The organism is Dyadobacter sp., from assembly GCF_051859145.1.
Classification (GTDB): Bacteria; Bacteroidota; Bacteroidia; order Cytophagales; family Spirosomataceae; genus Dyadobacter.
Window position 1 is genome coordinate 6030 of record NZ_JBHYGF010000056.1, and the last position, 6838, is coordinate 12867.

The 6838-nt window shown below is 40.0% G+C and carries 4 protein-coding genes and 2 pseudogenes; 2 read left to right on the forward strand and 4 right to left on the reverse strand.

All coding sequences use genetic code 11. From position 1 onward, the window contains the following. Window positions 1-291 precede the first annotated feature (291 nt). Together ACTIE6_RS04575 and ACTIE6_RS04580 are read right to left on the reverse strand one after the other, a co-directional pair. A complete protein-coding gene (locus ACTIE6_RS04575) occupies window positions 292-1335 on the reverse strand; it encodes a toll/interleukin-1 receptor domain-containing protein (RefSeq protein WP_439555503.1) in 1044 nt (347 codons plus the stop codon). A 13-nt stretch (window positions 1336-1348) separates the two neighbouring features. Next, window positions 1349-1600 carry a hypothetical protein gene (locus ACTIE6_RS04580; RefSeq protein ID WP_439555504.1) on the reverse strand — a complete coding sequence of 84 codons (252 nt, stop codon included), beginning with the start codon at window positions 1598-1600 and terminating at the stop codon, window positions 1349-1351. A 193-nt stretch (window positions 1601-1793) separates the two neighbouring features. Between ACTIE6_RS04580 and ACTIE6_RS04585 the strand changes: the two are divergent. Beyond that, window positions 1794-2222 (forward strand): annotated as a pseudogene (locus tag ACTIE6_RS04585) (XRE family transcriptional regulator). A gap of 117 nt (window positions 2223-2339) precedes the next feature. Here the strand turns inward: ACTIE6_RS04585 and ACTIE6_RS04590 are convergent. Continuing rightward, complete coding sequence (locus ACTIE6_RS04590) at window positions 2340-5171, reverse strand: esterase/lipase family protein (protein ID WP_439555505.1); 2832 nt, start codon at window positions 5169-5171, stop codon at window positions 2340-2342. Window positions 5172-5700: 529 nt separating this feature from the next. On the opposite strand from ACTIE6_RS04590, the pseudogene ACTIE6_RS04595 reads away from it, so the two are divergent. Further along, window positions 5701-6270 (forward strand): annotated as a pseudogene (locus ACTIE6_RS04595) (abortive infection system antitoxin AbiGi family protein). Here ACTIE6_RS04595 and ACTIE6_RS04600 read toward each other — a convergent pair. Continuing rightward, a complete protein-coding gene (locus ACTIE6_RS04600) occupies window positions 6239-6427 on the reverse strand; it encodes a JAB domain-containing protein (RefSeq protein WP_439555506.1) in 189 nt (62 codons plus the stop codon). The pseudogene ACTIE6_RS04595 and the gene ACTIE6_RS04600 sit on opposite strands and share 32 nt — an antisense overlap. Window positions 6428-6838: the final 411 nt, after the last annotated feature.

Below are 6838 nucleotides of genomic sequence, written 5' to 3' on the forward strand. Positions count from 1 at the left end.
CAAACTGCATTCAACGATTTATAATGAGCAAGAGATTGGGACTCGTTTCGGGCATTCATATTCACCCACGCTTAACAGACGGAATAAATTCCTATACTCATGTTTTTACACAGCAAAGATATACTTCGGCTTTAAACTTAGCTTTGAGGCTATTAATTACCAAAAGTTTCTTGGATTCGCTTATGTATTTTTGATTTATATAACAGGCCTCATTCATGTAACATTCGCAGTTGCCGGATACTTATTAAAGGTTTAGGCTAATGGTCATACATTTATCGACTTATCCTATAATTACTCATCATCAAAGTTCAGCCTTTTTGACACCTCTGCGACATTAGCTTTGTGCTGCTCTCGTAGCAAGGCTGCTTGCTCCTCTTTGTGGCGCCGAGCATTCAATGTTTCGAAGTATTTTTGGTTCGCTTTCTCGACCGCCAGTTTGAGAGTCCTTTTGTGATACTGCTCTACTTCCTCGACGGTAGTTCCGTCCAAATAAATCTTGTCACCAGAGACGCTCGCAATTCCCGATCTATGCATTGTTGAGAATTCACTTGGATAGTCGAATGCTTGTACAAATAACACATTCCATTCATATTCAGGACGCCTGCTCAGCTGAAACGGAACCTTGTAGAGAGCACTTCCGGCTGTACCATCATTAAGTGGCTGGGTTACCTCATCTGCAACAATGCCGACAATCCTGATCTTGTCCTCACTAGATGGTGACCGAGTTGCTATTTGATTAACAGAGGTACTATGCCGAAATCTCTCCGGAACGGCTCCCAGTTTCGGGGCGACAATTCGTGCATTAAAAACAGTCGCAAGTACATCTTCAAAATTCACTTTGTAATGCTCAGGTGTTGAAAGATCGATGTAATATCTCCCACTAAGCCAAGTCGGAATGGATGAACTACTATCGCCTGATTTGAGTATAGGGATAAATTTTAGTGTGTGAGGATTATTCAGTAGTTCGGCCGTCATCATATTATTTTCGTAACCCACACCACCGATTCTCTCGTTTGATTTGCTCTGGTAAGTCGGAGTGCAGATGACGAATACAAATTGATTATCACGGATTGCACTTTCCATAAATTGTGGAACCTGCTTTCCGGGTGCTAGCTCCCATTGATCTAGTATCGCATCTATTCCGTTGTTTCTAAGTTCGGTCGCAAAGCTTTTTACCCATTCTTTGAGTTCCTCACTTTCCCATGCATATGAAATAAAGACTTTTGGAGTTGCTTGCATTGCTGGTTGTAAAATTTTGTACCTGTCAAATTGAAGAAAACTTGAACGACATTTACAAAAATAAGAAATGGCAGCCAGCTTGCCACCAACTGCCACTCTCACACAACTATTACTTCATCTTCCCAACATCCCGAAAGAAAAACACCAGTTCTTTGAAAGAAACAAACCGGTCGTGACCTCTCGGATCAAAGCCGGCTTCCTGACTGAAAAGCGTGAAGCCTGTGTACATATCCCAAAGATCTTCAATCCATGTCTCGGCGTCACTTTGGCTAAGCAGCTCTTTGACTTTCCGGCCATAGGCAAGGTGGAGTTGGTTCATCGAGGAGTCTTCGGACTCGTCGGAGTGCGGCAGTGTGTCCATTCTGTTGTTTTAAGTGTGGTACAAATTCTTGCATTTACGTTTTCTGCAAGGCACAGACTGTCGTGGTTTGTTCCCAACACGATCGACCCTACGCGGGCCGCCGGTAACATACATTGTGATCCCTGTAAGATACCGAGCACTTCCCCGCAGATTTTATATAAATTGCTTTTTTTAACCAAACACCCTTTTCCACATGGCACATACTACCTCCAATCCGAAGATCCACGAAGGCCGTAACTTGAAGCGATTCAGAGAAATGATGTCCGTGAAACAAGAAGCGCTGGCGTTTGAGCTCGGTGATGACTGGAACCAGCAAAAAGTTTCGCTACTCGAACAGAAAGAAAAGATTGATAATGATATTTTGGACCAAGTTGCAGCGATCTTGAAAATCCCGGCTGAGGCGATTCGAAACTTCAATGAAGATCAGGCAATCAATATCATTACTACTACTTTCAACGATCAGGCTGTCGGGAGCTCCGTAAACTACGGGACTATTCAGAAAGATCCAATTGACAAGTTAATGCAACTGCATGAAGAGTAGATTGCATTGTATGAGCGGATGTTGAAGGAGAAGGATGAAATGATGGAGCGGTTGGAGCGATTGATTGGGGGGAGTGCGTAATGCGGGGAGTACCGAGTATAAAGTTTAAGAATAGAATTCTTTAAATGTGCAACAGTCTTCATTATGTCAGTCTTTTATTGATGTTAATTATCAAGGAGTAGTTTGAGCAATTGAAGGCTACTTGCCACTTGACAATTTGTTTTCAAACTCCCTAATCATATCTATAATTATTCCCGATGAGTTAGGCCCAAGAAAATTATAGATATACTTAATGTTGTTAAAATACCAAATGCAGGAAGAACGATTATCTAATGATAAAAGAAATTCTATTGCATTTGCCGCCGTATGAGCGTATTGCTCTATTGCTGCAACGCTGAACCTATGAGCATTTGGCTGGAAAAGATTCTTACTAAATTCCTGGTAATATTTTCTAGCGGTTGCTTCGTCATTTCTTTCTTTTAAATAATAAAAAAAAATTCCATTCATAAATAGCGACTTCTCGTGATTAACATCAATTGGTGGAAGTTGAGGTGGAGTATTAAACATGAAATAGGTAAGTTGTCTAATCTTTTCATCCACAACTTCAGGTTTATCGAAATAAAAAACTTTGTATGATATAAAATTCAAATATCTAAGTCTTGGATCGTTAAAAGTTGTATTTAAATAATCTAGTCTTTTAACATACACATCAGATTGCTTAATTTTTTTCTGCAACCTAAATGTTTCAATTATCGCACTAATGGATACAGATTCTTGATACGCCATATCGGGGACAAACATATCAATCATTCCATTCTCCCGAGATAGAAGCTCGCGTCCAGCTTTTATCAATGTATCCAAATTTGACTTAACTATATCATAATAAAGTAGTTGATCGTTCAAACTATTAACATACTTACATACCATTATTGTTGTTGCTTCTTGATAGACTCTCGTTGGATGATCCATAAAAAGCTTCTCAGTACCGTCCTGATTATCGTGTAAGTATTTAGCGCATTTCCAAAGAGCTATTAGAGATTCTTGATTTCCTGAAAAGATATGTGACATCAAAATCAATAAATCAGCTCCAATCATACCAAATTGAAATTTAGCACCAAATAGCAAAGGAACATTCTTATGAGTTGGAAAATCTTGCAGCACACGTCTTAAAAAGTACTTAATAAAGCTTATCTCAATAGCAAGGCTCATCAATTGCTCCGAGAATTCAGCATCCTTGTAAGGGGTTGTAGGCAGAACGTTAAGACTTTCCAAAACAAAAAATTCCCCCAAAATATCAGGTAGTAATGGCGCGACTCCCAAATCAGGTATTACCTCGCGAAATCCTGACATGTCATCATAAAGTTCTTTATTAAACTCACTTAGAGTTGGTAACCAATAAATTCCCCGATTCAAGACATCTTTTAACTTCTCCTCCTCAATCCCGTTACATATTGTTGCCAACGTCAACAATCGCCGGTGTCGCAAAATCAGTTCATTTCCTAATTCAGCATATTTCCTTTCAATGAGCAAGGCTTCCCGTCTTAACTGATGAGCGAGCAAATCATATTGATTCCAGTGATTTTCAAACACCTTATCTGCCAAGGAGACGCCGAGAAACATACCAAACAGAGGGCGCAGTTGCGGATCTAAACGCTTGATCATCTGAAAGATCGTCACATCATTGTAAGGCAGTTCCTTATTCTCCTTGGATATTACGTCCTTAATGATGTGGATAATCTGCTCCTCGTTGACTCCTGCTATTTCCAAAGGCTCTGCTGCATGTTGAGTTCTTGCCGCTTCATACGATTGGGAGAAACGTGTCCACCAATGTCCGTCGGTTTCTCGCTCAATGAGTAAAATCCTTAATTTAAAATTTTGTTTAAGCTTAGTTGAATAATCATGGATTATCTCAAGAATTTGAGTAAAAAAGCGTGCGGCATAATCAACGACCAATACTGTGTCCTCACTCAGTTCTCTTGTACCAATTGAATATTGATTCAAGTCACTCTGCTGTACGAATAGACACATGGTTTTAGAGTCGTTGGCTATATCTAATATCAATTCACTTGCTAGCCGACTCTTCCCTGACCCGCCTGGGCCTTTGAGCACCCACCAGCTAAATGGAGCATCACTGTAAACAAATTGCTTTAGCTCTTCCAATTCCTTAGTACGACCAACGAAATCTGTAAATCGGTACTTATAATCAAACTTAAAGTGTTGGGGAACTGTATTTGAAGTAAACTCAATAGCTCGTGCATGTTTTTTTGGCTTCGGAGCTAGTCTCCACTCCAACATCGACGCCAAGAAGTTGCATAGAGCCCGATGCTGCATATCATCCTTACTTGTCGGTTTGCAAATACTGGAATGACTGCTTTTCGGAATCCTTAGCTCATCCTTAAAAAAAGCCGCAGCTGAATGTGGCAAAACTATCGGTCCGATCGTCCTCCCAATTGCATCTGAACTGTCTTCAATCAGTTCTTTACCCATGATGTGAAAGTTAGCACTATCTCTAAGCCTCTTAAAATCACTGTTTAACTCATACAGCCAACGATTTGAGTCAATCGAACGCAAATCCTCCAATTGGATATGAGTGACAATATTCTTTGTTAAGATATTCGCCACGTCAGCAAGTTTTGAGCCCAAAGATGGAGAACCAACTAGAAACATACCGATCTGTCTACCACCTGCGGATAATTCCAGTTGATGTTTGAGAAGGTATTTTCTTGCAACTATACCTCCCATACTATGGCAGCAGAAAATTAACTTAGTTCGATCAAGGATTTTATCAGCAGTTAGGAGCTCATGCAGTCCATCAGCAGCATCACTTATGCTGTAATCTTTGCTTGTAATCTTGGTATGATAAGAGTACACGTAAATACCTGCACCTTCGAATTCTGGCTCCTCTGCCAGCAATTGAGGCCAGTAAGTCCCTTTGCCTGAGCGCCACGCCGTGTCTCCATCTGATAAAATTCCATGAATAAATATGACCACAATGTCACTATATCCACGCCTAATCCACTCGCCTTTCATATGTTTTTATGATCTTAGAGACAAAAATACAGGTGTACGGAAACGGTGGGGTATTGAATGCTTCAAGTTGTTCCGTCATCCTAAACAATGTTTGAAAGAGTATGCAGCTTGGGTATATTACATAGACATTCGATTGCTATATTCAAAAATATTTACAAATTAAGCAAATGACAGTTTGGGGAAATCACAATTCTGGCCACTAGGAAATGAGTCGTATTGCTAAATATAAATTTGATAGCCCTTGTATTCCCATTTAAATAGTTATAATAATCAATCCACGAATAATCTACACTGAAAATCGTTCAAGCAACTTTTGGTCGTTGTGGTAATTGCTAAAATATAATATAATTTTACAGATATGAAAATCAATTATTGAATGGCCAAAATCTCACAAAATGTAAGTAGTGATAGTCTATTTCATTTCATAAAAAAAATTGATTGGCTACTTGAAATATTAGATCACAAATCCTTTCAAGCAAGATATGTATATGAAAGTATGCCCGAGGCTGAATTCAAAGCAGCTATTGCCATGAAATGCTTCTGCGATATTCCATTAGGAATGATTAAAAAACATATGAGTGCCTACGGGAGCTTTGGATTGGGAATAAAAAAGGAATTTGCTAAAAGAAAAAATATAACGCCCGTCATATACTTTCACGGAAACTCCGATTCTTATTTTCGGTACATAAGTACAATCAATGAAGGTGATATTTTCTAAAACCAATTTAGCCTGCTTCCTTATTTCAAAGTAGACAATCGTGTTACTATTGATTCGAAAGGCAAAAAGACCACTCAGCGTTTCTACGATGAGCGAGAATGGCGATATATTCCTGGTAGAGCTGAATTGATAAACTGCTCAGATATGTCTGATTCTACAATAAAGAAGAGGTTAGCCAAGCTTAATAGTGACTTAGCAAAAGAAAGAACAGAGTTCCTAATTCCATTTGAATTTGATGATTTAACATACATATTTGTAAAGTATGAGAAGGATCTTGATAAGGTAATAAAGGCAATTAGGAATGTTGAAACAACTGCACATCAACAGGATCGATTGATTTCAAAAATAATTACAAGTAGACAAATAGAAATGGATTTTTGATTCCTGTTGCATTGGCTTTTAAAGCAGCTGCAAAAACGATCCTTATATCGGCACTTGCGTCGGAAATCCCGCCTTTGGAAACTTCAAAAATACCTAGCACCCGGCTGGCATTGTTCAATAACAGTATCTTGAACTCTTCGATAAATTCAAGTGCCACGGGGCTCCCACTGTAAGGGTTCCAGCCGTCGTGGACTGGCCGTCCGCGAACAGCTTTGCATTAGCACTTTGTATGCATCACGGGACGATTGTATTCGGGGACGCTGGCTGGCCTGTACTTCGGATTTGTAGATCAGCTCAAATTCTGCTACCGGTAAGATGTGGAAAGTACCGGTTGCGTATTTACCCGATTTCTGGTGAGTAAACTTCATGGGCTGAATGATCCACTAAAACAAAAAAAGCACCCTTTCGAAACGCCTTTGTGATCCCGCTGCGCCGCGTAGGCTGAGATTCGAATGGCTCCGGCCACCGGCGGATCGCCGCCCCGACCAGGGCCCATACACTAAAAGCGGACGCCGCGCAGTGTATGGCACAAAAAAAGGCGTCTCTTTCAAAACGCCTTTGTGATCCC